This window comes from Actinomycetota bacterium (genome assembly GCA_040881665.1).
In the GTDB taxonomy this organism is placed as follows: domain Bacteria; phylum Actinomycetota; class UBA4738; order UBA4738; family HRBIN12; genus JBBDWR01.
In genome coordinates, this window is the sequence record JBBECT010000005.1 from 781,844 (window position 1) to 805,321 (window position 23,478).

Here is a 23,478-nt window from a genome sequence, read left to right on the forward strand (position 1 = left end):
CACCGCGGCCGCCCGGCGCTACCGCTCCCGATCCGCTCGGATCAGGCGGTGCGCCAGGACGACCTCGATCAGTCCGAGCGTGGCTCCGACGGTCAGTCCGATGAGCACGCCGAACCCGATCGCGGCCAGCACCGGGGTCCCGTCGACGGCGAGCACGAACCAGGTCTCCGCCGCATGCTCGACCACGAGCAGCGGTACGAGCAGAGCGAACGCCGTCCAGAACCGTCCTCGGGTCAGTTCGACCGATCGCCGGATCGCGTCGAACACCCCACGGTCTTCGATGTTGATCACGGGTCCGACGATCCCGAGCAGCGCGAAGGCGATCAGGCCGGGAACGACGGCGAGCACCGTCGCCGCGGCGACGATCAGCGTCACGACCACGTCCGCTCCGATCAACCGCCAGATCGGCAGCGTCCGGAGCGCATCCGTGATCGAGGGGAGCGGCTGGTCGTCGATGTCCGCGCCGACCGCCTGCTCGAGGAAGCCCGCGTACACCACGGAACCGACGGAACGGATCAAAGCGGCCACGACGACCAGCAGCAGCACGCCCCCCACCTCGGCGGTGCCGACGTCCTCCAGGTGCTCCCCCTCGAGCACGTGCAGGACGATGCCCATCGCGCCGATCAGCGCGAAGACGGGCACGGCCGAGACCGCGACCCGCGCGAAGCGCCGCCGGTAGATAGACAGGGCCTCGCGAACGACCCCGGCCGCCCGGACGGGTGGCCCCTCGGACGGAAGCGGCGCAGACGTTTGCGACGACACAGGGCGGATGGTACGACGTGCCCGTGAAGCACCGCGGGATAGACTCCCGGCAGATCGCACGCCCGATCCGGGTCGATCCGGACGGACGGGAGCCTTCGACCCGAGCACGCGAACCGATCGGCCACGCCGAACCGGCGGTGCGCGCAGCCCACGATGCGGAAGGGACGACGAGATGAGCGACGGTCCCGACGACGGCCCCGACGCGACGGATCCGACGGCGCCCTCGGCCGACGATCCGGCCCTCGAAGCCGAGGTGGAGCGCCTCCGCGCCGAGCGCGACACCCTCCGCAACAAGCTCGACCGCTCCGACGACGTCGCGCGACGTGGAGGGAGGCTCCGCCGCACCACCGTCGTGGTGCTGATCGTCCTCGCGACCGTCGCTCTCGCCGCGGGGGGACCGGCCGTGTGGGCGTCCCGGAACGCGTTCGACACCGAGGAGTACCTCGAGATCGTGACCCCGCTCGGGAGCGATCCCGCGGTCGCCCACGAGCTCGCCGAACGGATCACCGGCGAGCTGTTCCTGGTGCTCAACATCGAGCCGGTGCTCGCCGACGCGCTCCCCGAGAGGGCGCGGTTCCTCGCGGGGCCGCTGACGGGCGCCGTCCGCGGGTTCGTCCAGGACGAGGTCGAGAAGCTCCTGGCCAGCGAGGCCTTCCAGCAGCTGTGGGTCTCGGCGAACCGCTTCGCACACGACCAGCTCGTCGCGGTGCTCCGCGGCGAGAACAACGAGGTCGTCTCGACCAACGACGGGCGTGTGGTCCTGAACCTCCTGCCGGTGATCAACGCGTCCTTGCAGCGGATCCAGACCTCGGCCTCCAACCTGGTCGGCACCGACATCACGCTCCCCCAGCTCGACCAGGCCGCGCTGCCGGACGAGATGCGCACCACGATCGAATCCGCGTTGGGGGTCGACGTCCCCGAGGACTTCGGCGAGATCGTGATCTTCGACGACGACTCCCTGCAGGCGGCGCAGGATGCGATCGTGACGGCCGAGCGCCTCCTGTGGCTGGTGCTGATCGTCTTCGTCGTCGCGGTCGCGGGGGCGCTGGCGTTGTCGCGGCGGCGACGGCGCACGCTCGTGCAGCTCGCCTCCGCGCTGCTCGCCGTGATCGTGATCGAGCGCCGCCTCGCGATCATCGCCGAGGAGCGGATCGTGGATCGGATCGCCGACCCGGGAGCGCGGGCTGCGGTGCGCGTGACGGCCCAGACCCTCCTCGAGGACTTCCTCGACGCGACGACCTTGATCGGGTGGCTCCTGCTGGTCGTCCTCCTGGTCGCGCTCGTGACCGGTCCGTACCCGTGGGCCGTCTGGGTCCGCGCACGGATCGCCCAGGCGGGCAGGTTCGCGGGCGAGGCGCTCACCGGCGCGCGCGAGCGGGCGGGTGACGAGGCGACCCGTGTGTGGATCCGTGAGCACCTGTCCGTGCTGCAGTTCGCGGGCGTGGCCGTGGGACTGCTGTTGCTCGTGGTCCTGCCGCTGGGCTGGCTCGGACTGCTCGTGCTCGTCGCCCTCGTGGGTGGCTACGAGATCGTGCTCAGCCGCATCGGGCGCGAGGATCCGTCCAGCGCGTAGCCTCGTGACGTGGACACCCACGTCGCAGCCGCCCGTGCCGCACTCGAACGGGCGCTGGGCGCGGACGAGGTGCTCTCGGACCCGCTCGCGCTCCGCCTGTATGCGCGGGACGCGTCGATGGTCGAAGGCGGATGCGCGCTCGTGGCGTTCCCGCGATCGGTCGACGACGTCGCGAGCTGCCTGACGATCGCCGAGGAACACGGCCTGCCGGTCGTGCCCCGGGGATCGGGAACGGGACTCGCCGGCGGAGCGACCCCGATCGGCGACGCGCTCGTCGTCGTGACCTCCAAGATGACCGAGCTGCTCGAGGTGCGACCCGAGGACCGGCTCGCGTGGGTCGAGCCCGGCCTGGCCAACCTCGATCTCGCGAACGCGCTCCGGCCCCACGGGTACACCTACGCGCCGGATCCCTCGAGCCAGCAGACCTCCTCGATCGGCGGCAACGTGAACACGAACGCCGGCGGCCCGCACTGCCTCGCATCGGGTGTCACCTCGGCCCACGTCCTCGCTCTCGACGTCGTCCTGCCCGGCGGGGGCCTGGTCCGGGTCGGCTCCGAGGGACCGGCCGCCGCGGGTTACGACCTGCGCGGCGCGGTCGTCGGCTCCGAGGGAACGCTCGGCATCGTCGCGAGCGTGTGCGTCCGGCTGTCACCGCTGCCGCCCGCGGTGTCCACGATGCTGCTCGACTTCACGACGGTCGAAGACTGCGCCGCCACCGTCAGCGACATCATCGCGGGCGGCGTCGTGCCCGCGGCCGTCGAGATGATGGATCACGGGATCGTCGTCGCGGCCGAGAACTTCGCCCACGCCGGGTATCCGACGGACGCCGCGGCGATCCTCCTCGTCGAGGTGGACGGAACCGACGAGGCGGTCCACGAGCAGTCGCGGGCCGTCGAGGACGCCGCGACCGCGAACCACGTACGCACGATCCGGATCGCCGCCGACGCCGACGAGCGTGCGCTGCTGTGGAAGGGACGCAAGAGTGCGTTCGGAGCCGTCGCCCAGATCGCGCCGCACTACCATCTGCACGACTGCGTCGTTCCCCGCACGAAGCTCGTCGAGGTGCTCTCCGGGGTGTACGAGATCGTCGAACGTCACGGGCTCATCGTCACGAACGTCTTCCACGCCGGTGACGGGAACCTGCATCCGTTGATCTCTTTCGACCGGCGGATCCCGGGAACGATGGACAAGGTGCTCCGCGCGGCCGACGAGATCGTCCGCCTGTGTGTCGATGCCGGCGGGGCGCTCTCCGGTGAGCACGGGATCGGTCTCGAGAAGCGCGACTTCATGCCGCTGGTGTTCACCGCGGACGACCTCGCAGCGCAGGATTGCGTCCGGTCGGCGTTCGACCCCGGCCGGCTGATGAACCCGCAGAAGGTCCTCCCGGAGGGAGCGCGGTGCGGCGACCACGCCGTGCTCCGTGGCAGCGACGCGGCCGAGGCGGCGGCCTCGCTCCCCGAGGGGTCGTGGATCTGATCCGATGAGCGGACCCGAGCTGCTGCATCCGGCGTCGAAGGGCGACGTGGTCGAGGCCGTTCGCGGTGCGGCGGCGGACCGGCGGCGGCTGCTCGTCGCCGGCGGGCGCCGCCACATCGACAAGGGGAACCCGGCCGAGATCGACGCGGAGCTGTGGACGACCCAGCTCGACGCGATCGTCGCCTACGAACCGGCGGAGATGGTCGCGGTCGTCGAGGCCGGCGTGCGTCTGGCCGAGCTCGACGCGGCGCTCGCCGAAGGAGGGCAGGAGTGGCCCCACGACGCACCGCCCGACGCGACGGTCGGCGGCACGATCGCCGCGGGCGCGCTGTCGCCGCGGATGCTCCGACACGGCCACCTGCGCGACACGGTGCTCGAGGTCGAGCTCGTGACCGGCGACGGACGGTTCGTACGCGGCGGCGGACGCACCGTGAAGAACGTGACCGGCTACGACCTGCCTCGCGTGCTGTACGGATCGCTCGGAACGCTCGGGGTCCTCGTCCAGGTCGCGCTCAAGCTCCGCCCGCTCCCGAAGGCTCGCCGCACGGTGATCGCCGAGACGGTCGAGCCGATCGCGCTCGGGACCGCGCTGCTCGACGGCGTTCCGCTCCCGGTGTCGGTCCTGGCCGAACCCGCGCGGGTTCGGGTCCGGCTGGAGGGCTGGCCCGGGGAGCTCGACGAACAGACCGCGCGGGTGCGCGAGGTCCTCGCGAGCAGCGGTGCGGACGGGAACGTGATCGACGGCGATCCGTCGTTCCCGTCGGAGCGCCCATGGAACGAGGCGCCGATCGTCGCCGAGGTCGCCGTCGCGCCGTCCCGCGTTCCCGAGCTGGTGCCCGGCGCCGGAACGGTATGGGCGGCGCCGCTCGGAACCGGTCTGCTCTGGGCGGGCCTGCAGGACGCCGAGGAGCTCGCCGCACTCCGTGAGCGGGTCGCGGCGGCGGGCGGCATCGCCCCCGTCGTGCGCGGTCCCGGCGGGCTCGGCGAGGGTCCCGTTGCCGCGCCGCAGGTGCACCGACGGCTGAAGAACGCCTTCGACCCGCAGGCGATCCTCGCGCCGGGACGCGGCTGGGGTGGCTGGTGAGGGCTGGTGGGGGGCGCGTCTGTGCGACGATCGACGCGATGAGTCCCACCACCCCCGCCACCCCCGACGTTCCCGGGTCCACCCCGACCGAGCGCCTCGTCGAGACCGCCGTCGTCCTCGGCACCGAGCTGCCCGCGGGGGCGCGGTTCGTCGGACCCGAGATGCAGACGACGTCGGATTGGCGCCCCGGCGACGCCCCCGCGACCGGCGACCTCGACGCGTGCGTCGCCTGCGGCCTCTGCCTGCCGCACTGCCCGACCTACCGCCTCACCGGAGAGGAGTCGGCTTCTCCCCGCGGCCGGATCACCGCGATGCGCGCGGTCGACGAAGGTCTCGCGTCACCCGACGCGACCTTCGCCGGCTTCATGGACCTGTGCCTGGTCTGCCGCGCGTGCGAGGACGTGTGCCCCTCGCACGTCCCGTTCGGCCGGATGATGGAGCGCGCCCGCACGCAGATCGAGCCCGATCGTCCCGCCCGATCGCGTCTGCTCCGGTGGTTCGGGCTCGACATCGCGCTGCCGCGCCGGTGGCTGCTGTCGCTGGCGATGACGCTGACCCCGCTCGTGCGACCGCTGCTCCCCCGCCGCGTCCGGGCCCTCGCTCCGCGCGGCGTGCGACGCGGCCAGCGCGTTCCGGCGACGACGGAGCCGGTGCCGGGCATCGAGCCTCGGGGAACGGTGGCGATCCTCACCGGCTGCGTCCAGGACCAGTGGTTCCGTGAGGTCAACCGTGCGACCGCCCGCGTGCTCGCGCTCAACGGGTGGCGCGTGGTTGCGCCCCGAGCGCAGCGATGCTGCGGAGCCCTGCCCGCACACAACGGGCGCCTCGACACCGCTCGAACGCTCGCCCGCGACACGCTGGCCACGTTCGCCGATGTCGACGCGCTGGTCGTGAACGCCGCCGGGTGCGGTGCCCATCTGAAGGACCTCGCGGACCTGTTCCCGGTCGGAACCGACGACCGAGCGCGGGCGGAGGAGCTCGCGGGACGCACCCACGACCTGATGGAGTTCCTCGCCGCCTCCCGGCTCGCGCCTCCCGACCGCAACCCGGACGTGGAACGCGTCGCCTACCACGACGCCTGCCACGCGCTCCGCGCGCAGGGGATCGAGCGGCAACCACGCGAGGTCCTCGCCGCGATCCCGGGGCTCGAGATCGTCGATCTCCCCGGCAACGACCGCTGCTGCGGCGCGGCCGGCCTCTACAACGTGCTCGAGCCGGAGATGTCCGGGGACCTTCGACGCGAGAAGGGCGACGCGATCGCCGCGACCGGCGTCACGGTCGTCGCGAGCGCCAATCCCGGCTGCGCGATGCAGCTTTCGGCGGCGGCCCGCGAACGAGGGATGACGGTTTCGATCCTCCATCCGGTCGAGCTGCTCGACCGCGCCTACGCGCGTCGGTAGGGTGGCTCCCACACCCGATGAGCAGGGAGCCGACATGAGCGATCCCACCCCTCCGGACCGTAGTCCCGATCCGCCGTCGGGCCCCCCTCCGCCCCCCGTCACTCCGAGCGGAGCGCCGCCGGCTCCCCCGACCCCGACCGCGGACGCGCCACCGGCCCCGGCGACCGGTCCGATCGGGGCCCCGCCGCCGAGGAAGCGCAGCAAGTCGATGATGGCCTTCCTCATCATCGGCGCGGTGGTCGCGGTCCTGGCGATCGGCGGCGTGGTCCTCGCAGTCGCCCTGTTCGCCGGCGCGGGCAGCTACGAGGACAACGGCGTCGCGTTCGAGTATCCGAAGGATTGGGTCGAGACCTCCGAGAAGACCGTCGGCGCGCAGGTCGGTGACGAACTGTGGTCCACCGGCGCCGGACCGATCCCCGAGGACGGGAACACCGAGGAGCTGACGGCGGACGTCGTGCTCGTCACCGCGTACCGCCTCACCCAAGAGGTGAACGAGGAGAACGTGACGACGATCGAGCCCGAGCTCCGAGGAGTGCTCGATCAACTCGTCGAGCAGTCGGGCACCTCGTGGCCGGGCGAGCTTTCGCGAAGGACCGTGGACGGCTCGCCGGCGTTCGTCGCCGAGGGCGTCGAGGCGGTCGGACCGCAGCAACAACCCGTGGAGAGCCGCGTCGTGTTCGTGTTCGACGGGACGACGCAGTACTTCATCAACTGCCAGTACGAGCCGCCGCTGCGGTCCGAGATCCTGGCGGGCTGCGATCAGGTGCTCGACACGTTCAGCATCGACTGATCCCAGGATTTCCGTTCCGGACCAGGGCCCGGCTACGCTGCGGTCATGGCGACCACGCACGCGAAGGACGAGATCCCCGCGCCGCTTCGGCGTGAGGTCCGTCTGCTCGGCACGATCCTCGGACACGTCCTCGCTGAGACCGGCGGACGCGACCTGCTCGACGAGGTCGAGCGGATCCGTCGGGCGGCGATCGCGTTCCGCGGCGTGGCCAGCGCGGAGCGGCGCGATCGCGTGCTCGAGCTGATCGAGGACCTCGACGTCGGCCGGGCCGAGCAGGTGGCGCGGGCGTTCACGGTCTACTTCCAGCTCGTGAACCTCGCGGAACAACACCAGCGGATGCGGACGCTGCGCGAGCGAGCGCATCGCGGCGAGAGCCCGCGCCACTCCCTCGAGCGGACGATCGAGGGTCTGCGCGAGAGGCTGGGCGAGGCCGCGCTCGGGGACTTGCTCGACCGGCTGGAGATCACGAACGTCGTGACCGCCCACCCGACCGAGGCCCGGCGCCGCGCGGTCGTCGAGACCCTCCGCCGGATCGCCGACCAGCTCGAGCGGCTCGACGATCCGCGGCTGGCGCCCGCCGAGCAGGCCGACGTCGAACGCCACCTGCACGAGGAAGTCGAGGCGCTGTGGCACACCGACCAGCTCCGCCGCGACCGCCCGGAGCCGCTCGACGAGGTCCGCGCCGCGATGTGGTTGTTCGACGAGACGATCTTCACGCTCGCGCCCACGTTCTACCGGGAGCTGGACCGCGCGCTGCAACCCGAGGCGGCGGGAACGCGCCCGCCCGCGTTCGGGGCATTCCTACGGTGGGGATCGTGGATCGGCGGCGATCGCGACGGGAACGCGCGCGTGACCGCCGAGGTCACCCGCCGGGTGCTCGACGTGCACGCCGATCACGTGCTCCGCGGGCTCGAGAACGCGACGCGCCGGATCGCGCGCGAGCTGTCGGCCTCCGAGCGTGACGTGCCCCCGAGCCCGGAGCTGCTGACCTCGCTCGAGGAGGACGCTCGCGACTTCCCCGCGCTCGCGAAGTCGTTGACGCGCAAGCTCCCCGATGCGCCGCACCGCCGCAAGCTCGCATTGTCCGCCGAGCGGCTCGTTCCCACGCGCAGCGGGATCTCCGACGGGTACACGAGCCCCGCGTCGTTGTTGGCCGACCTGCGGATCGTTCAGCGTTCACTCGCCGACGGTGGTGCGGCCCGTCTCGCCTACGGCGAGCTGCAGCACCTCGTGTGGCAGGTCGAGACGTTCGGGTTCCATCTCGCATCACTCGAGCTCCGCGACCACGCCGCCGTGCACGCTCGGGCGCTCAGGGAACTGAGGGCCGATGCTCCCTCGCCACAGACCCAGGAAGTGCTCGACACGCTTCGCGTGGTGGCCGCCCTGCAGCGTAGGTTCGGGGTGGACGCCTGTCGTCGCTACGTCGTGAGCTTCACGCGCAGCGCCGATGATGTGCTCGCCGTGCATGAGCTCGCGGCGCTCGCGGTTCCCGACGGATCGTTGCGGATCGACGTCGTTCCCTTGTTCGAGTCGCGCGAGGACCTGCGCAACGCCTCCGCCGTGCTCGACGAACTGCTCGGCGAAGAGCGGTTCTCCGCGTGGCTCGCCGCCCGCGGCCGGCGGGTCGAGGTCATGCTCGGCTATTCCGACTCGACCAAGGACGTCGGCTTCCTCGCGGCGAACATCGCCTTGTACCAGGCGCAGCGCGATCTCGCGGCGTGGGCGCGACGCAACGACGTGACCCTGACGCTGTTCCACGGCCGCGGCGGCGCCCTCGGACGGGGCGGCGGTCCCGCCGGGCGCGCGATCCTCGGCCAGGCCCCCGGTTCGGTCGACGGCCGGTTCAAGGTCACCGAACAGGGCGAGGTCGTCGTTGAGCGCTACGGGAATCGCCGGATCGCGCTGCGCCACCTCGAGCAGGTCACGAGCGCGGTGCTCGCCGTCTCGGCCCCCGACGCCGTCACCGGCTCCGACGTCGAGGACCGCTTCGACGAACCCGCGCGCGCGATGGGCGAGGCGAGCGAGCGATTCTGGCGCACCCTCGTCGAACGCCCCGGTTTCGCCCGGGCGTTCTCGCTCGTCACACCGGTCAACGAGTTGTCGGACCTCGCGATCGGCTCCCGTCCCGCCCGCCGCGCGCCCGGCGAGGACCTGGAGCACCTCCGCGCGATCCCGTGGGTGTTCGCCTGGGGCCAGAACCGCTGCAACCTCCCCGGGTGGTACGGCCTCGGCACCGGACTCGAGGCGATCGGCGACCTCGCGCTGCTCCGGGAGATGTACGGGGCGTGGCCGTTCTTCACGTCCGTGCTCGAGAACGCCCAGCTGTCCCTCGCGAAGGCCGACCTGCCGATCGCCGAGCTCTACCTGAAGCTTGGCGAGGACGAGGAACTGACCCGGATGATCCGCGAGGAGTTCGAGCGGACGCAGCGGTGGGTGCTCGACGTGACCCAGCAGGAGGCCTTGCTGGAACCGCGGCCCGTGCTCCGCCGAGCGATCGAGCTCCGCAACCCCTACGTCGACGCGCTGTCGTTCCTGCAGGTGCGGTTCCTGCGTGAACTCCGCGCCGCGCGCGACCGCGGTGAGGACGACGAGCAGCTCCGCCGGCTCGTGCACCTGACGATCAACGGCATCTCCGCCGGCCTGCAGAACACCGGCTGAGATCATCGTGGTTCGCGAGAACGGGAACGACAGTTGGCCGCAACTGCCGAGCTGACTTCTCCCAGAGTCCCAACCCGGGCTCGACTAGCTGTGTAGGGCTCCGGCCATCAGTTCGTGCAGACCGCGAGACACCAGCGTTCGGAGGCGGGGCCGGGCGATGCGGCTGGTCCACTCCGCAAGCTTGCCTTCCTTGAATCCATCCGGAAGTTCCAGCTCCGGCATCAGGATCGGACCTCCCTGCGGGGCACGCAGGTAGACCGAGTCGAACAGCGCCTTCTCCGGCGTGGCGAGGTACCCGATGCCAGATGCGCCTTCGTAGCCGTCGAAGAGCTCCGGTGCCAGGTGATGGACCGAATACGTGCCGACCGTCGTGATGATGCGGCGCGAACGCCCCAGCGACGCGACGAAGATCTGACCGGGCATCTGCTCGATCATGCCGTGGCGCGCGAGGGCGGACCAGTAGGACACATACGCGGGGTAGGGCGCCGTCAGGTAGGGCGGAACGCTGAACGGATCGAGGTCCCTCTCCAGGACCCAGAGGCCATGACGGAGACGGCGGGCAAGTCCCGACTCCTCCAGTGAGCGGAGGATCTGACTCGCGCGGCTCGTGGAGAGTCCGAGTCGCGCAGCGGCCTCGCGCGTCGTGACGATCGGTCGCCGCATCGTGAGCAGGTCGCCGAGCGCGTCCGTCGCCTTCATCCGATCTCCGTGAGCCGTTGGGCGACGGACCTGCGCATCTGCTCCCAGGCGGCCGGGTCGTCGTAGAGCGCCGCGATGTCGGGCTCGAGGAAGGGCAGGACCTGATCGCGGAACGCGTCGACCGGCAACTCGAAGATCCTCTCGACGGCCACCTCGAGGATCCCCTCATCCATCAGTTCCACGCTGATGTCATCACGGTGCGTGCGCAGCAGCAGTTCGAGATCGAAGACATCGCGGGCCTGCGTCTGCGAGCGCCCGACGAGAGCCCGCACCTTCTGTTCCAAGGCAGCCCCGGCCGTGTAGTGAAACATCGTTGGTGGACGGAGTCCGTACGGATCCACCACGCGATCAGGCACCGCCTCCAGGATCCGGCGCGGGTCCGCGGATGGGTGACTGAACTCGATCTTGGTGCGCACCGGCACCCGGCGTCCCGTCACCGCGATCAGCACCTTCCAGCGTTGTGTCGTCTCGGTCTGCTTGGGCTTGCTCACCTGTTCCACGACAATGCCTCGGCTACGGAGCAGAAGGCTGATCGCCGGGGAAGCAAGAACCTCATCGACCTTCGATCCGAGGGCCCAAGACTCGATCGCCACGGCGTCGAGATCGACATCCTGTGAGTAGCGAAGGCTCTCGAAGAAGTAGCGGAGGTTGACGCCGCCTTTGACGACGTAACGAGCTTGGTCCAGGCGCAGCGGAAGGACCTGAAGGAAGGCCAGGTGGAAGAACTCGATGATCCGCGCATCATCATGCTTCTCTGTCATGATGCATCTAACGGTGCCAGATATTGAGCTAAACTGCAACTTCCTGCATCGTTAGGGTTGCCCCTCCTGGAGCTCTTGGCGTGCCTCGCGCTGCTCCTCGATCTGCTCGAGCCGGTCCTCGTTCCGGTCCTCCAGGAAGTCGGGATCGGCACCGATCCGCGCCGTGACCAGCAGCACCGTCACGGCCACGATCACGACGGCGACCGCGAGCGAACCCAGGACCTGGACCGTTCGCGAGGGCACGCCGGGTGCGGGTGGGGGTGTCTGTTGGGTCATCTCATCCTCCGAACAGCACGTCGCCCGCGGACGTGAACCACGTCACCGCGAGCAGGGCGAACACCGTGAAGCCGAGCAGGGGCAGGAACCGATGGAGCCTGGCGCCCCAGCGGACCGCGATCACCTTCACGGTGAACAGGACGATCGTCCCTGTTCCGGCGATCGCGTGGATCGTCAAGCGGGTCTCGTCGCCGTCGCCGTCGCCGAGGTCGAAGTAGGTGAAACACATCAGCGCGACGAGGAACGCGAGCACCAGGATCGTGTCCCCGACCGCCCGGTGGGTGAACGAGGCCGACCCCGACTTCAGCAGCCGTGACTTCACCTTCCGGTACCCGATCGCCATCAGGAACAGTTGATAGAAGGCGAGCGCCATGATCACTGACGCGAGCACGGTCTTCACTTGGGTGACGTTGCCCTGCGTCAGCGAGTCGAAGAACCCTTCCACCGACACTCCTCCACACTCGGGCGAGGTCGTTCCCCGCGGTGATCGGTCCCATGCCGCTCCGGGCTAGGACCGCGGGTCACCCTCGTCGATCTCCAGCTCGCGCACCCGAAGACGGCCGACCTCCAGCTCCTCGATCGCCAGGTAGGCGATCGCGCCCTTCTTGATCGCGAGCCGTCCGATCGCCAGTGCCCCGATCGCCACCGCGCCCGCAGCGAACGCGCCGAGCGCCATCGCGCCCACCGACGACGCGATCGCACTCGTGAGCCCGCTCGCCTTCGCAGGGGTCGCCGATGCTCGCTCGATATCCACCATCGTCTGGGTCATCCTCGTGCCTCCGTTTCCAGCGCCTTGCCCCATCGTTGATACGTGCGCACACGATCCTTGCGGAGCTGCATCTCGGCCCCATCCGGTGTCCACCCGTTCGACAGGTAGAACGCCTGCGCGCCGCGGTCGTCCTCGCGCACCCACAGGATGGCTGCAGAGAAACCAGAAGCCTGGATCTCCGCTTCGACTCCTGCAAGGAGCTGGGACCCGATCCGCTGCCGGAACCGAGCCGGCGCAACGGACAGCTCGTGGACTTCCGCCGCGCGATCGTGGTCCGGGCTCGGTTGCCTCACGCAGGCGAACGGTCATCGCTCTGCGAGCACCGTGGCGAGCTCTTCGAGGCTCTCGAGGTTGTGGCCGGGCAGGAACACGTCGATCGAAGGGAGCGCCGCCTGCATCCCCTTCGCCAGCGGTTCGTAGCGTGGGCTGCCCTTCAACGGGTTCACCCAGACGAGCTCGTGCGCCAGGCGGCGCAGGCGCGCCATCTGCTCGCGGAGCAGCTGCGGGTCTCCGCGCTCGAGCCCGTCGGAGCAGATCACCACGACCGATCCTCGCAGGGCGGCGCGCTGGCTCCAGCCGTCGAGCAGCTCCTTCAGGCTGGCGCCGATCCTCGTTCCGCCCTCCCAGTCCTCCACCGTTCGGCCGATCTCGCGGAGCGCCCGGTCGGGATCCTTCGCTCGCAGGATGCGCGTCGCACGGGTGAGGTGGGTGCCGAAGCAGAACACCTCGACCGTGCGCCCCGCGGCCATCGCGGCGTAGCCGAACTGCATCAGCGCACGTGCGTACGGACTCATCGATCCGGACACGTCGAGAACGAGAACGAGCGGACGGCTCCGGGTTCCCCGCGCGCGAAGGGCCCGGTCGAACGGCTCCCCCTGGGTGCGAGCGACCGGCGGATCGTGCGGCGAACGTCGAAGCGCGGTCCCTTCGGTGCCGGACGGTAGCGGCGGCTCGAGCGCGCCGGCAGCCGAACTGCCAGCCGCCGGATCAACAGCTCGATGCGCCGCCGTTCGGCCTCGTCAAGATCCGCGAAGGAACGTCGCTGGAGCACCTCTTCGGCGCTCGCCACGATCCGCAGCGTCGTCTCTTCATCATCGTCGTCGTCGACCTCGTCCTCGCCCCCGTCCTCGCGCGACGTCGCGGCGATCTGCCCCGACCGCATTCGGAGCTCGTCGGGATCCTCGCCCCCGTCGAGATCGCCCGGGACGGGTGTCGAGGGCATTGCGAGGAGCATCTCCGCCGGAATCTCGGTCACGACACCGGGCCGGAACCAGCCCTCGAACGCCTCGTCGAATACGGGGAGATCCTCCGGGCGCCCCAGCAACGCGGCGCGACCGGCCCAGTAGAGCTCCTCGCGACCCGCCGGCGACAGCGCACCCACGGCGCGGACGAACATCAGGATCCTTCCGGTGCCGACGGGCAGGCCCCGCGTCCGCAGGTCGCGGCCGAACCCGACGAGCCGGGCGAACGCGCCCGCGGCGGGGTCGGCCGGGTCAGCCATCCTCGGCGACGGCCTCGGGAGCGAGCACCTCCGACAGGCGGGCGGTGGCCAGCTCCTGATCCTCGTGGTCCTTCAGGACGGTGCCGAGCGTCGCCTCGGCCGTCTGCTCGTCGAGCCGGTCCGCACCCAGGAACGTCAGCGCGTTCGCCCAGTCGATCGTCTCCGCGACGCCGGGGCGCTTCGCGATGTCGAGCGCCCGCAGCCGCGAGACCGCGCCGGCGACGTCGCGCGCGAGCGCGGCATCGACCTCGGGCGCGCGGGCCCGGACGATCTCCACCTCGCGGTCGAGACCCGGGTGGTCGATCCAGTGATAGAGGCAGCGGCGCTTCAAGGCGTCGTGGAGCTCGCGGGTTCGGTTCGAGGTGACGATCACGATCGGCGGCCGCTCCGCGGCGATCCGTCCCACTTCGGGGATCGTGACGGCGAACTCCGACAGGATCTCGAGCAGGAACGCCTCGAACTCGTCGTCGGCACGATCCAGCTCGTCGACGAGCAGCACGGCGCGGGATCCGGCGCGGATCGCGGCGAGCAGCGGGCGTTCCACCAGGTACTCGGGACCGAACAGATCCTCGACGTGCGTCGTCGCATCGGCGGCGTCCATCGCGCGGACCGCGATCAGCTGACGCGAGTAGTTCCATTCGTACAGCGCCTGGTTCGCGTCGATGCCCTCGTAGCACTGCAAGCGGATCAGGTCCCGCCCGAGCATGGAAGCGAGCACCTTGGCGACCTCGGTCTTACCGACCCCTGCCTCACCCTCGAGCAGCAGCGGCTTGTCGAGCGAGATCGCGAGGTAGATCGCGGTCGCCAGCCCCCGATCGGCGAGATAGTGCTCGTGCCCGAGTGCCTGCGTGAGCTCCTCGACCGACCCGAACGCGGCTCCGCCATCCGTCATCTGCCCAGCGTACCGCGTGCGTCGGACCGGAAACCGCGGGAGTGCGTCGGCTCAGCCGAGCAGGTCGAGCAGACCGCCGGTCGAGCCGGGGTCGTGCATCGCGGCGCGGGCGGCGTCGGCGGCGGCACGCCTCGAGACGATGGTGCGCGCCACGCGCGAGGGGTTGGGCTCGTCGTTGTCGTTACCGGGAAGAACGAGGATCGCGTTCGTGAGCGGTCGCTCCCCGCCGTCGGAGGGGCGGTTCACGATCCCCCGACCGCGCACCCACATCGTCGCGCCACCCCCGCCGTCCAGGTTCACCGCGTAGCGGGCCCCGTGGTCGAGGAAGATCTGCGCGAACCCCTCCGGGGTGACGCCCTTCGACGAGCTCGAACGTCCGTCGACGGTGATCAGCAGCACCGTCCCGTCGGCCTTGACCCCGACGCCCGAGCGCGGGTTGCGGTCGCAGAAGTACCAGTCGCAACCGTCGTCGGCGACCTTGCGTCCGTTCTGGACGAGCAGCGGAGCGCCACCGATCACGTCCATCGTCTTGCGCCAGTCGGCGACGCGCCAGGTGAGCCGCACCTGGTCACCGCCGCTCATGTCGTTGATCACGTTGTTCGACGCGGACGTTCCGCGTCTGGCGGTCAAAAGCACCCCTCCGCCGAGGGTGGCCGGCGAGCTCCCGCAGATCACGCGATCGACCTCGTAGTCGCGGACGAGTCCGACGCCGCCGGCCCCGAACCGCATCGCGCCGTCGGGGAACAGCCGTGCCGCGCAGGCGTCGCGGGGCGGGTCTTGACGGCTGCCTCCGTTCGAGGTGAACGCCGACACGTCGCTGCCGCCCGGATCGCCCGCGTTCCACTCGTCGATCGCGAACGCGCGGCCTGACCGGACGTTGAGGCCCTCGACGCCGACGTTCTGGTTGTTCACGTAGGAGTCGAGCTCGTCGCGAGAGACCGCGAAGCTGGCGCCCTTGCTCAGGCCGGAGGTCATCAGCGTTCCGTCCTCGGCGAACGGGTGCACGGGCATGCCGCTGTCGGAGAAGTCTCCGTTGATGCCCGCGATCGCGTTGTGGTTTGACCCGATCGAGCTCAGCCGCGCGTAGTTGCCGAACTGTGTGCCCGCCATCGCGGTGTCGATCGAGAGAGCCTTCTGTGGCTCAGCCTTGAGGACGTAGTACTTCAAGGGGATCGAGGGCTTCGTCACGGTCGTGAAGGTGAGGCCCGGCGCGAGCGTCACCGAGCGCGACTTGGCCACCCGGGCGCGCGATGTGGATGCTTGCGCCGCCGGGTCATCGGCCCCGGCGGGAACGACGAGGGCCGCGCTCACGAGGGCGGCCACGGCCAGGGATGCGATGACCCGCCCTCGTCTCATGAAGAGGTTGTCGGCCGGAAGACCTAGCGAACTTGAGCTAAGGGGCGGTCGGGTCCCCGCCGGTCCGGAGCGCCGAGGGCTGCGTCGGGACCTTCACACCCCGCTCTTCCAGGCGCGTCGCGACCCGTTCGCGCAAGAGACGCTCGAGCGCCCAGCGCCTGCTCGGCGCCGTCTGGGCGACGATCCGCACGACGACGCCGGTCTCCCCGAGGGCCTGGATGCCGAGCACCTCGGGTCCGGACATGAGCGCGTCGGAGAATTCGGGGTCGTCGTGCAGCTCCCCGAACAGCTCCTCGAGCACACCGCGGAGCTTGTCTGTGTCCTCGCTGTAGGCGACGCGCACGTCGACGATCGCACGCGCCCAGCCCCGCGACTGGTTGCTGACGTAGACGATGTTCCCGTTGGGAACGGTATGGATCGTCCCGTCGTAGGAACGCACCCGGGTGGTGCGCATGCTCAGCTCCTCGACGGTGCCGGAGATCTGTCCGTTGCCGGTCTCGATCGCGACGACGTCTCCGACGCCGAACTGGTTCTCGACGAGGATGAAGAAGCCGGTGAGCCCGTCACGGACGACCGACTGCGCGCCGAACCCGAGAGCCACCCCGGCGACACCCGCGCTCGCGAGCAGCGGCGCGAGGTTAACCCCGAGCGCCGAGAGGATCATGAGGGCCGCGAGGAACCAGATCACGGCGACGATCAGGCGGGACAGACCGTGACCGACGGTGCCGGCGCGACGGATCGCGAGGTCGCGGGTGGAATCGCTGCCGACGTTCTCCATGCGTCGGCGCAAACGTCGGACGACGAGCTGGGCGGCGATCGTGAGCACGGTGGCGACGACGACGGAGATCGCGATCGCGAGCCATTGCTCGTTCGTCACGAGCCGTTCGACGTCGTCCACGAGGGTCTGGTTCTGCTGGGCGAACATGCAGGTATTGAAGCACGCTCTCCGCGGGGTGGGCCGGCGAGGCGCTGGTCAGTCCCCTGACGACCTCAGGCCTCTGTGTGTGGCCAGATCACGTCAGTCCCCTGACGACCTCGCGGCCCTATGCGGGGTGGGATCAGGTCAGTCCCCTGACGCGGTGTAAGGGAACTGACTGGATCCACCGGAATGCTCCGGCCACATGTCGTCAGGCGGTTGACCGGAGCGCGCACGTGCCCGAGCGCCTACGCGCCGCCCAGCACCCGCACCAACAGGATCGCCGGGTCGTCGGGCCACAGCTCGGGAACCTCACGCGCCGTCTCGAACCCCCGCGACCGGTAGAACGCGCGGGTCGCGTCGTAGCCGTCCACCTCGTCGTCGGGCTCCGAGGGCGAGACCGTGAAGGCCAGCAGCAGCGTGCGTCCCTCTGCCTCGAGTCGCGCGCACACCTCGTCGAGCAACGCCGTTCCCACCCCGCCGTGGCGTCGATCCGCGCGGACCGCCATCCACGTGATCTCCGCGCTCGCCTCGAAGTGCCGCTCGAACGTGAGGAACCCGACGACGTCCCCTTCCCCTGCAGCCGGATCCCGCTCGACCGCGACGAGGCCGTCCTGCGAACGCACCGCCTCGGCGCACAGGCGGCGGCCGTCCTCGTTCCCGAAGTGGTACGGCAGGCTCGCCACGACCGCGTCGCACGCAGCGGCGTCCTCGACGATCAGCGGACGGATGTCGGCGGGAACGGGCATCTCCCGACCGCTCGCTACGCCATCGCCTGTTCGAGCGCACGCTGCACGAGCACCTTCGACAGCTCCCGGCGGTACTCCGCCGAGCCGAACGCGTCCGAGGGCGGGCTCGTTCCCTCGGCAGCCAGCTGCGCCGCCGTCGCGGGATCGGCCCCCGCACCCAGCGCGTGCTCGACGGCGCTCGCGCGCAGCGGTCGGTCGCCCATGTTCGTCAGCGCGACCGTCGGTCCCGAACCGTTCGCGGCCAGAGCCGCGACCCCGACCAGCGCCCAGTCCTGCGCGCGGCGGTGGAACTTGAGGTAGCTCCATCCCCCCGTGTGCCGGGGAACCCGGATCTGGACGAGCACCTCGTCCGGCGCGAGATCGGGCTCGAACAGGCCCTTGAAGAAGTCTCCCGCGCCCACCTCGCGCGAGGCGCCGCCCGGACCGCGGACGACCATCGTCGCGCCGAGCGCGAGCAGCACCGTCGGCAGATCGCTGGCCGGATCGGCATGGGCGACCGACCCGCCGATCGTTCCGACGTGCCGAACGGCCGGATCACCGATCTCGCCCGCCGTGTGCGCGACGATCGGGCAGTTCGCCTGCAGCACATCGCTGTTCGCGACGTCGTGATGACGTGTGAGTGCGCCGATCACCATCGCGTCCGCCTCGTCGGAGATCTCCGACAGTCCGTCGACCCGCGAGATGTCCACGAGCTTCGAGGGTTGCGCGAGCCGCAGCTTCATCAGCGGCAGCAGGGAGTGACCACCGGCGAGGATCTTCGCCTCCTCGTCGGAGCCGAGCAGCTCGATCGCGTGATCGACCGACTCCGCCCGTTCGTAGTCGAACGCCGCGGGGATCACGCGCCACCCTCCGGGCCGTTGACCGCATCGCCGATCGCGCGCCCCACGCGCTCGGGCGAGGCGGCGTCGAGCACGGCCTTGACGATGTTCTGATAGCCGGTGCAGCGGCAGAGGTTCCCCTCGAGGGCCTGGCGCACCTCGGTCTCGCTCGGCGAGGCGTTCTCCTCGAGATAGCTCGTCGCGGCCATGACCATCCCCGGCGTGCAATAGCCGCACTGCAGCCCGTGGTTGCGACGGAACGCCTCCTGCATCGGGTGGAGCTGCCCGCCGGCGGCCATGCCCTCGATCGTCGTGACCCGTCTGCCGTCGGCCTGCACCGCGAGCATCGTGCAGGACTTCACCGCCTCGTCGTCGACGTGGACCGTGCACGATCCGCAGCTGGAGGTGTCGCACCCGACGTTGGTCCCCGTGAGACCGAGCCCCTCCCGGAGGAAGTAGACGAGGAGCTGTCGGGGCTCCACCTCGGCCTCGCGCTGCTCCCCGTTGACGGTGACCGCGACGCGCGTCATCGAGCGAGCCCCCCTCCGCCCGGGAACGCCGCCGTGGCGTTCGCCGAGCAGGGGTCGACCTGCGGCAGGTCCGAGCGCGTTCGGCCGGTGTCGTCGACCTCGATCGCCCTGCACACCCCGTCGTCCGCGCGCGCGACGCCGAGCCATCGGCCGTCGGTTCCCGCGACGCTGATCGTCATCGGGTCGTTCGAGGCGACCGTGCCCTCGACGAAACGCAGCTGCAGGTCGACCACGCCGAGCTCCTCGGGGGTCGCGGCGCTCCACGTTCCTCGCTCGTCGCGGACGATCTGCGCAGCGTCGGCCGCCGCATCCAGGTTCGTCGCGACATCGCGGGAGAGCGGGTCGGGACGGGTGACGACCGCCCCGACGGCCACGACGATCGCCGCGACGAGGAACCCGCCCGCGAGGGTCCAGAACCCCCGGTTCGACCGAGGTCGGGGCGCGGCAGGGGCGTCGGGTTGGGGGGCGGGAGCATGCTCCATACCCTCAGCGTAGCGGTCCGCGTAGCATCGCCTCCATGAGCGAGATCGCCGAGGTGCTCGCCGCGATCGAGGAGCTCTCCGCCCGTGGGGAGCCGATGGCGCTCGCCACGATCGTCGCCGTCCGTGGCTCGACCTACCGCCGTCCCGGAGCGCGGTTGCTCGTCCCGAAGGAAGGAACGCCGATCGGGAACATCTCCGGTGGCTGCCTCGAGGGCGACATCGCGGAGGTCGCGCGACGCGTGATCGACGACGGTGGCGCGCGACTGGTCGGCTGGGACCTGACCGCCGACGACGACGCGGTCTGGGGGACAGGCCTCGGGTGCAACGGCGCGATCGAGGTGTTCGTCGAGCCGGCCGAGCGTGCGGCCGAGGTCGCCGGAGCCCTGCGGATCGCGATCGAGGAACAGCGGCCGCTCGCCGTCGTCACCGTGCTCGAGTCCGACGTGGACGGCGCACCGGCGGGCTCCCGCCTGCTCGTGCGGCCCGGCGGCGAGACCGAGGGCGGCCTCGGCGACGCCGGGCTGGACGCGTCGGCACGCGACGCCGCGATCGAACGCCTCGCCACCGAGGCCTCGGAGGTCCGATCGCTCACCGGTTCCTCGGGGGAGGCGCGTGCCTTCGTCGAGGTGCTCGAGCCGCCGTTGCGTGTGCTCCTGTGCGGGGCGGGGCACGACGCGATCCCCCTCGTCGAGATGGCCTCGGTCCTCGGGTGGGGACCGATCGTGATCGACGATCGGCCCGCGTTCCTCACCCGGCAGCGGTTCCCGAAGGCCGCGGGGTTCGTGGCCGTCGCGACACCGGACGAGGCGGCGACGGCCGCCGCCGCGGACGAGCGGAGCTTCGCCGTCGTGATGACGCACAACTTCCTGCGCGACAAGGACTACCTGCGCGGCCTGCTCGCCTCGCGCGTTCCCTACATCGCGATGCTCGGACCGGCGGCGCGGACCGAGCGCATCCTCGCGGAACTTGCCGAGGAGGGCGTCGCGATCGGCGTTGCGGAACGCGAGCGGATCCACGCTCCCGCGGGACTCGACCTCGGCGCCGAGGGACCCGAGGAGATCGCCCAGGCGATCGCGGCCGAGATCGTCGCCGTCCGGCGCCGGCGCCCGGGTGGGTTCCTGAAGGAGCGTCCCGGGCCGATCCACGACCGTCTCGCGCAGGCCCGGCAGGCAGGTTCCCTCCCGACCGGTCGAGGGTAGGCTGCCTGCGTGCAGATCGAGAACGCGTTCACCGTGCCCACGCCGGTCGATCGACTCTGGGCGTTCCTGCTCGACGTCGAACGGATCGCACCGTGCATGCCGGGAGCCGAGCTCACCGAAGTGGTCGACGACCGCACCTGGAAGGGCAAGCTCAAGGCGAAGTTCGGTCCAGTGGCGATGAACTTCGCTGGAACGGTCACGATGGCCGAGCGTGACGACGCGATGCATCGCGTGGTGCTGCGCGCCAAGGGGATGGAGTCCAAGGGCAAGGGGGCCGCGGACGCGAGCGTGACCGCGTGGCTGGAGCCCGACGGCGCGGGAACCACGACCGTGAAGATGGAGGCCGACATCACGATGGCGGGCGTCGTCGCTCAGGTGTCGCGCGGACTGTTGCCCGACGTGTCGAAGAAGCTCACGCAGCAGTTCGCCGACTGCCTGCAGGCGAAGCTCGAGGAGGAGCATGAGGACGCCGAGGCCGGCGGCTCGGAGACAGGGGCCGGGGCCGACTCCGGACCGGTCGGAGGGGTGCGCCTCGGGCTCTGGGCGCTGCTGCGGGCGATCGGTCGCCTCTTCCGACGACTCACGGGGAAGTCCGACGACCACTGACGTCCGCCTGACCGCGATCGTCTTGGCCGCCGGGCGCGGAACCCGGTTCGGTGCGACGAAGCAGCTCGTGCCCTTCGACGGCAAGCCGCTCGTGCAGCACGCCATCGACGCGGCGGCCGACGCGGGGATCGAGGACATCGTCGTCGTCGTGGGCCACGATTCGAAGCGCGTGCGCGCGGCGCTCGCGCTTCCCGAAGGTGCGCGCGTGGTGGAGAACCCCGACTACTCCGAGGGCCAGGCAAGTTCGCTGCATACGGGGCTCCGTGGCGCGGAGGCCTCGTCGCAGGGAGCACTCGTCCTGATGGCGGACCAGCCCGGCGTGCGACCCGAGGACCTGCGCCGGGTCGCCGAGCGGTTCCGCGCCGATCCCTGGCGGGCCGTGCGCCTGCGCTACCGCGACGGCCCCGGACCCGCGGTGCTCCCTCGCTGGTTGTGGGATGAGACCTTGTTGATCACCGGCGACACGGGCGCGCGCGAGCTGTTCGACCGCTACGCGGAACGCGTCGACGACATCAGCGTGGACGCCGACACTCCCCCCGACGTCGACACCCCCGACGACGTCGACCGCCTCGAGTGAACTGGGAGCTCGTACGGCGTTCTAGTACGTCGTACGAGTGGCGGGACCAGCACGAAGTCGAGGCGCCTCCGTAGCGGAGGTTCCCGCGCGGGGTACCATCCGCCCGTGCCTTCCCGAGCAACCGCACCACACCGGACCGACCACCGTCACCGCCTCCGGGCCGTTGCCGCCGGGGGGGCGCTCCTCGTGGTCCTCGTCGCCGCCGGGTGCGGCAAGAGTGCGGAGGAGCAGGCGCGGGAGTCGCTCCAGATCGCTCTGAGCGCCCATGCGGCCGGGAACATCGAGGCTGCCCGCGAGGCGTACCAGGAGACCTTGAACAACGACCCGACCAACGCGTTCGCGCTCTACAACCTGGGCTTGCTCGCAGAGGAGGACGGCGACCCGCTCCTCGCCGAGGGGTACTACCGGCAGGCGGTCACTAGCGATCCGGAGTTCACCTCCGCGCTCTACAACCTCGCGATTCTCCGCGAGAACGCGGGCGACCTGGAGGAAGCCTCCGGCTTCTACGAGAGCGTCACCCAACTCAAGCCCGAGTACGCGCCCGCACATCTCAACCTCGGATTCGCACTGCGAGGTCTCGGCCAGACGGATGCCGGCAATGAGGAACTGAAGACCGCGATCGGGCTCGACCCGAACCTCGCGGATCGCCTCCCGCCGAACGTCCTCAACGAACTCGCCGCCGAGAACGCGTAGCCCACCAACGGGGTGACCTGACTCCTCCGTGAACGCCAGGGGGGGGGCCCGGGGCCCCCCCCCCGGGGGGTTTCTCTTTCGGCGTTGTGCAGTTACGAGGCGCAGATCGCGTAGACGGTTCGCGTGGCGGCCGCTCCGTCGGTTCTGATTAGCCAACCGGTCGGGACTTCGCCGTCGTCAGCCTCGTCGGTGGTCGAGTCCTGTTCCAAGGGAGCCGACCGCTCGACCACGTGGTTCGCATTGCTCGAGCCGCCGCCACCGCCGATCGCCTTGGCAGAGCCGGGGCAATCCACGCCCACCGTATCCGCTGCGCTGGTTGCGACCACGACGGTCACATTCGCCGAGGAGAACGTGCCATCGGCTCCGGTTTCACCCTGGATGCCCTGCTCGCCTTGCTCGCCGGTCTCACCCTGGATGCCCTGCTCGCCTTGCGCACCGGTCTCACCCTGGGCTCCGGCCGCGCCGGTCTCACCCTGGATGCCCTGCTCACCTTGGGCTCCGGCCGCGCCGGTCTCACCCTGGGCTCCGGTCGCGCCGGTCTCACCCTGGATGCCCTGCTCACCCTGCTCACCCTGTGGTCCGACGGGACCTTCAGGACCCTGGGCTCCCTGAGGACCCATGGGGCCGATCTCGCCCTGGATGCCCTGCTCGCCTTGCTCACCCTGGGCTCCGGTCGCGCCGGTGGCGCCGGTGGCGCCGGTCTCACCCTGGAGACCCTGCTCACCCTGGGCTCCGGTCGCGCCGGTGGCTCCGGTGGCGCCGGTCGCGCCGGTGGCTCCGGTGGCGCCGGTCTCGCCGGTGGCGCCGGTGGCGCCGGTCTCACCCTGGAGACCCTGCTCACCCTGGGCTCCGGTCTCGCCCTGGATGCCCTGCTCACCTTGCTCACCCTGGGCTCCGGTGGCTCCGGTGGC

26 protein-coding genes and 1 pseudogene are annotated in these 23,478 nt (G+C 70.7%); 10 read left to right on the forward strand and 17 right to left on the reverse strand.

Annotated features, from left to right (window positions below; translation table 11 throughout):
* Window positions 1-18 precede the first annotated feature (18 nt).
* Window positions 19-762 carry a hypothetical protein gene (locus WEF05_09545; GenBank protein MEX1102126.1) on the reverse strand — a complete coding sequence of 248 codons (744 nt, stop codon included), beginning with the start codon at window positions 760-762 and terminating at the stop codon, window positions 19-21.
* 172 nt (window positions 763-934) lie between these two features.
* Here WEF05_09545 and WEF05_09550 point away from each other — a divergent pair, with 172 nt between their 5' ends.
* From WEF05_09550 to WEF05_09575, 6 genes are all read left to right on the forward strand, one after another.
* Window positions 935-2,335: a hypothetical protein gene (locus WEF05_09550; protein MEX1102127.1), complete on the forward strand. Its 1,401-nt coding sequence runs from the start codon at window positions 935-937 to the stop codon at window positions 2,333-2,335.
* A 9-nt stretch (window positions 2,336-2,344) separates the two neighbouring features.
* Window positions 2,345-3,811 carry an FAD-linked oxidase C-terminal domain-containing protein gene (locus WEF05_09555; GenBank protein MEX1102128.1) on the forward strand — a complete coding sequence of 489 codons (1,467 nt, stop codon included), beginning with the start codon at window positions 2,345-2,347 and terminating at the stop codon, window positions 3,809-3,811.
* Window positions 3,812-3,815: 4 nt separating this feature from the next.
* Entirely contained in the window at window positions 3,816-4,895 is a 1,080-nt protein-coding gene (locus WEF05_09560; GenBank protein MEX1102129.1) for an FAD-binding protein, read from the forward strand.
* Window positions 4,896-4,933: 38 nt separating this feature from the next.
* A complete protein-coding gene (locus tag WEF05_09565; protein MEX1102130.1) occupies window positions 4,934-6,295 on the forward strand; it encodes a (Fe-S)-binding protein in 1,362 nt (453 codons plus the stop codon).
* Window positions 6,296-6,506: 211 nt separating this feature from the next.
* Complete coding sequence (locus WEF05_09570; GenBank protein MEX1102131.1) at window positions 6,507-7,085, forward strand: hypothetical protein; 579 nt, start codon at window positions 6,507-6,509, stop codon at window positions 7,083-7,085.
* Between the two features lie 45 nt (window positions 7,086-7,130).
* Window positions 7,131-9,743, forward strand: a complete 2,613-nt coding sequence (locus WEF05_09575; protein MEX1102132.1) for a phosphoenolpyruvate carboxylase — start codon at window positions 7,131-7,133, stop codon at window positions 9,741-9,743.
* Between the two features lie 84 nt (window positions 9,744-9,827).
* Here WEF05_09575 and WEF05_09580 read toward each other — a convergent pair whose 3' ends face one another.
* From WEF05_09580 to WEF05_09650, 15 genes and pseudogenes are all read right to left on the reverse strand, one after another.
* Entirely contained in the window at window positions 9,828-10,442 is a 615-nt protein-coding gene (locus WEF05_09580) for a type IV toxin-antitoxin system AbiEi family antitoxin domain-containing protein (protein ID MEX1102133.1), read from the reverse strand.
* The gene (locus WEF05_09585) at window positions 10,439-11,203 is read right to left on the reverse strand and encodes a nucleotidyl transferase AbiEii/AbiGii toxin family protein (protein ID MEX1102134.1); all 765 of its coding nucleotides are present in this window, start codon (window positions 11,201-11,203) and stop codon (window positions 10,439-10,441) included. The genes WEF05_09580 and WEF05_09585 overlap by 4 nt, the downstream gene beginning before the upstream one ends.
* A 51-nt stretch (window positions 11,204-11,254) precedes the next feature.
* Entirely contained in the window at window positions 11,255-11,479 is a 225-nt protein-coding gene (locus tag WEF05_09590; GenBank protein MEX1102135.1) for a hypothetical protein, read from the reverse strand.
* 1 nt (window position 11,480) lies between these two features.
* Window positions 11,481-11,924, reverse strand: coding sequence for a DUF6529 family protein (locus WEF05_09595; protein ID MEX1102136.1), 444 nt, complete (start codon window positions 11,922-11,924; stop codon window positions 11,481-11,483).
* Between the two features lie 63 nt (window positions 11,925-11,987).
* Window positions 11,988-12,236, reverse strand: a complete 249-nt coding sequence (locus tag WEF05_09600) for a hypothetical protein (GenBank protein ID MEX1102137.1) — start codon at window positions 12,234-12,236, stop codon at window positions 11,988-11,990.
* Window positions 12,237-12,244: 8 nt separating this feature from the next.
* Entirely contained in the window at window positions 12,245-12,541 is a 297-nt protein-coding gene (locus WEF05_09605; GenBank protein ID MEX1102138.1) for a GNAT family N-acetyltransferase, read from the reverse strand.
* A 12-nt stretch (window positions 12,542-12,553) separates the two neighbouring features.
* Window positions 12,554-13,072, reverse strand: a pseudogene (locus WEF05_09610) (VWA domain-containing protein).
* Complete coding sequence (locus tag WEF05_09615) at window positions 13,039-13,749, reverse strand: hypothetical protein (GenBank protein MEX1102139.1); 711 nt, start codon at window positions 13,747-13,749, stop codon at window positions 13,039-13,041. The pseudogene WEF05_09610 and the gene WEF05_09615 overlap by 34 nt, the downstream one beginning before the upstream one ends.
* Window positions 13,742-14,641, reverse strand: a complete 900-nt coding sequence (locus WEF05_09620) for a MoxR family ATPase (GenBank protein MEX1102140.1) — start codon at window positions 14,639-14,641, stop codon at window positions 13,742-13,744. The genes WEF05_09615 and WEF05_09620 overlap by 8 nt, the downstream gene beginning before the upstream one ends.
* A 51-nt stretch (window positions 14,642-14,692) precedes the next feature.
* On the reverse strand, window positions 14,693-15,964 hold the full coding sequence (locus tag WEF05_09625; GenBank protein MEX1102141.1) for a phosphodiester glycosidase family protein: 1,272 nt from the start codon (window positions 15,962-15,964) through the stop codon (window positions 14,693-14,695).
* A gap of 70 nt (window positions 15,965-16,034) precedes the next feature.
* Window positions 16,035-16,922 (reverse strand): mechanosensitive ion channel family protein, encoded by an 888-nt coding sequence (locus WEF05_09630; GenBank protein MEX1102142.1) that lies wholly within the window; start codon window positions 16,920-16,922, stop codon window positions 16,035-16,037.
* Window positions 16,923-17,161: 239 nt separating this feature from the next.
* The gene (locus tag WEF05_09635) at window positions 17,162-17,662 is read right to left on the reverse strand and encodes a GNAT family N-acetyltransferase (protein ID MEX1102143.1); all 501 of its coding nucleotides are present in this window, start codon (window positions 17,660-17,662) and stop codon (window positions 17,162-17,164) included.
* Between the two features lie 14 nt (window positions 17,663-17,676).
* Window positions 17,677-18,501, reverse strand: a complete 825-nt coding sequence (locus WEF05_09640; GenBank protein MEX1102144.1) for a xanthine dehydrogenase family protein subunit M — start codon at window positions 18,499-18,501, stop codon at window positions 17,677-17,679.
* Complete coding sequence (locus WEF05_09645) at window positions 18,498-19,010, reverse strand: (2Fe-2S)-binding protein (protein MEX1102145.1); 513 nt, start codon at window positions 19,008-19,010, stop codon at window positions 18,498-18,500. Before WEF05_09645 ends, WEF05_09640 begins: the two co-directional genes overlap by 4 nt.
* Window positions 19,007-19,492, reverse strand: a complete 486-nt coding sequence (locus WEF05_09650; GenBank protein MEX1102146.1) for a hypothetical protein — start codon at window positions 19,490-19,492, stop codon at window positions 19,007-19,009. The genes WEF05_09645 and WEF05_09650 overlap by 4 nt, the downstream gene beginning before the upstream one ends.
* A gap of 35 nt (window positions 19,493-19,527) precedes the next feature.
* Here WEF05_09650 and WEF05_09655 point away from each other — a divergent pair, with 35 nt between their 5' ends.
* The 4 genes from WEF05_09655 to WEF05_09670 all read left to right on the forward strand — a co-directional run bounded on the left by WEF05_09655 (window position 19,528) and on the right by WEF05_09670 (window position 22,567).
* The gene (locus WEF05_09655; protein MEX1102147.1) at window positions 19,528-20,691 is read left to right on the forward strand and encodes an XdhC family protein; all 1,164 of its coding nucleotides are present in this window, start codon (window positions 19,528-19,530) and stop codon (window positions 20,689-20,691) included.
* A gap of 9 nt (window positions 20,692-20,700) precedes the next feature.
* A complete protein-coding gene (locus WEF05_09660; protein ID MEX1102148.1) occupies window positions 20,701-21,297 on the forward strand; it encodes an SRPBCC family protein in 597 nt (198 codons plus the stop codon).
* A 22-nt stretch (window positions 21,298-21,319) separates the two neighbouring features.
* Complete coding sequence (locus WEF05_09665; protein ID MEX1102149.1) at window positions 21,320-21,874, forward strand: nucleotidyltransferase family protein; 555 nt, start codon at window positions 21,320-21,322, stop codon at window positions 21,872-21,874.
* 105 nt (window positions 21,875-21,979) lie between these two features.
* Window positions 21,980-22,567, forward strand: coding sequence for a tetratricopeptide repeat protein (locus WEF05_09670; GenBank protein ID MEX1102150.1), 588 nt, complete (start codon window positions 21,980-21,982; stop codon window positions 22,565-22,567).
* A gap of 92 nt (window positions 22,568-22,659) precedes the next feature.
* Here the strand turns inward: WEF05_09670 and WEF05_09675 are convergent.
* Window positions 22,660-23,478 (reverse strand): hypothetical protein (locus WEF05_09675; protein MEX1102151.1); only part of this gene is annotated, 819 nt, incomplete at its 5' end.

Coding starts and splice junctions, on each gene's coding strand:
- WEF05_09550 (MEX1102127.1), top strand. CDS start 935: ATGAGCGACGGTCCCGACGACGGCCCCGACGCGACGGATCCGACGGCG.
- WEF05_09560 (MEX1102129.1), top strand. CDS start 3,816: ATGAGCGGACCCGAGCTGCTGCATCCGGCGTCGAAGGGCGACGTGGTC.
- WEF05_09565 (MEX1102130.1), top strand. CDS start 4,934: ATGAGTCCCACCACCCCCGCCACCCCCGACGTTCCCGGGTCCACCCCG.
- WEF05_09570 (MEX1102131.1), top strand. CDS start 6,507: ATGGCCTTCCTCATCATCGGCGCGGTGGTCGCGGTCCTGGCGATCGGC.
- WEF05_09575 (MEX1102132.1), top strand. CDS start 7,131: ATGGCGACCACGCACGCGAAGGACGAGATCCCCGCGCCGCTTCGGCGT.
- WEF05_09580 (MEX1102133.1), bottom strand. CDS start 10,442: ATGAAGGCGACGGACGCGCTCGGCGACCTGCTCACGATGCGGCGACCG.
- WEF05_09585 (MEX1102134.1), bottom strand. CDS start 11,203: ATGACAGAGAAGCATGATGATGCGCGGATCATCGAGTTCTTCCACCTG.
- WEF05_09590 (MEX1102135.1), bottom strand. CDS start 11,479: ATGACCCAACAGACACCCCCACCCGCACCCGGCGTGCCCTCGCGAACG.
- WEF05_09600 (MEX1102137.1), bottom strand. CDS start 12,236: ATGGTGGATATCGAGCGAGCATCGGCGACCCCTGCGAAGGCGAGCGGG.
- WEF05_09615 (MEX1102139.1), bottom strand. CDS start 13,749: ATGGCTGACCCGGCCGACCCCGCCGCGGGCGCGTTCGCCCGGCTCGTC.
- WEF05_09620 (MEX1102140.1), bottom strand. CDS start 14,641: ATGACGGATGGCGGAGCCGCGTTCGGGTCGGTCGAGGAGCTCACGCAG.
- WEF05_09630 (MEX1102142.1), bottom strand. CDS start 16,922: ATGTTCGCCCAGCAGAACCAGACCCTCGTGGACGACGTCGAACGGCTC.
- WEF05_09635 (MEX1102143.1), bottom strand. CDS start 17,662: ATGCCCGTTCCCGCCGACATCCGTCCGCTGATCGTCGAGGACGCCGCT.
- WEF05_09645 (MEX1102145.1), bottom strand. CDS start 19,010: ATGACGCGCGTCGCGGTCACCGTCAACGGGGAGCAGCGCGAGGCCGAG.
- WEF05_09650 (MEX1102146.1), bottom strand. CDS start 19,492: ATGGAGCATGCTCCCGCCCCCCAACCCGACGCCCCTGCCGCGCCCCGA.
- WEF05_09655 (MEX1102147.1), top strand. CDS start 19,528: ATGAGCGAGATCGCCGAGGTGCTCGCCGCGATCGAGGAGCTCTCCGCC.